The 1,132-nt window shown below is 33.3% G+C and carries 1 protein-coding gene; it reads right to left on the reverse strand.

Translation table 11 applies throughout. The features are described from left to right. Nucleotides 1-44: 44 nt before the first annotated feature. Entirely contained in the window at nt 45-1,079 is a 1,035-nt protein-coding gene (locus FNW07_RS13690; protein ID WP_126745331.1) for an IS30 family transposase, read from the reverse strand. Between the last annotated feature and the right edge of the window lie 53 nt (nt 1,080-1,132).

The following is a 1,132-nucleotide window of genomic DNA, read 5'->3' on the forward strand; positions in this document are numbered from 1 at the left end:
GGCGGATTCAAGACCTTAACGCAATTTCGGGTCTGTTAAATTAATTAGTTAAAAGTAAGATTCTTTTCTAAATTTTGATACTTTATTTTATTTAATTCGATTTGCATCATTTCATTTGGGGTTTTAAAACCCAATACCTTTCTGGGTCTGTCATTTAGGTTATGTTCTGCTTGTTTTAGCTGTTTAAATGTTATCTTATTAAAGTCGGTTCCTTTTGGAAAAAACCGTCTGATAAGTCCATTCGTGTTCTCGTTGGTTCCTCTTTCCCAGGAAGAATATGGATGCGCAAAATAAATATCCATTCCCGTTTGATTGGTTAACCATTTGTGATTCGCCATTTCCAGTCCATTGTCGTAAGTCATTGATTTTCTTATGTGTTTAGGTAAGGTATTTAATGATTTGGCAAATTCATGGGTAACCGTTTTTGATTTTCGATTACTAATTTGCATAATAAATGTGTATCGGGTTTTCCTTTCGACAACCGTTGCAATGGCACTTTTTTGTCCGATTCCAATCATTAAATCTCCTTCCCAATGTCCAGCTTCTTCGCGCAATTGTATGTGCTCCGGTCTGTTATCAATACTGACTTGGTCCTTAATTCGGATTCTGTTTTTATTAAACTTTCTTTTATCTCTTCTTTTATGATGATGATAGGGCAGTAGTTTGATTAGTTTTTTGCCTAATATAGATTGTCTGTGCCTGTAAATGTGCTGATAAATGGCTTCGTGAGAGATAGTCATTATCGGGTCATTAGGATGCTTAATTTTGATTTGTCCAGCAATTAGCTCAGGAGTTGTACCTTTTAATAAACCTCTGTAAACAAATATTTTAAGTCTTGGATATGTATTGATCTTATCCTGATTTCTTTTGTTTTTATTAGCTTCAGTTGCATACCAATGAGCAAGTTCGGCACAATATTTATCAGAAGGTTTCATCACCCATTTTTTAACCTCTCTGGAAACAGAAGATGTAGATCTGTTTAATTGAATTGCAATGTAGGTTTTGGATTTATTCTCTTTGAGTAAAGTTTCAATAATAATCCTTTCACTTAAGCTTAATCTTTTGTGTGATTTCTCCATAAAACAACAAATATAAAATTTATAATTTGTTGCGTTAGGTTATTGAATTCTCC

The sequence above is a fragment of the Flavobacterium sp. GT3R68 genome (assembly GCF_007109225.1).
GTDB lineage: Bacteria > Bacteroidota > Bacteroidia > Flavobacteriales > Flavobacteriaceae > Flavobacterium.

Excerpts from the sequence above, each read along its gene's own strand:
- FNW07_RS13690 (WP_126745331.1), bottom strand. The coding sequence starts at position 1,079 with ATGGAGAAATCACACAAAAGATTAAGCTTAAGTGAAAGGATTATTATT.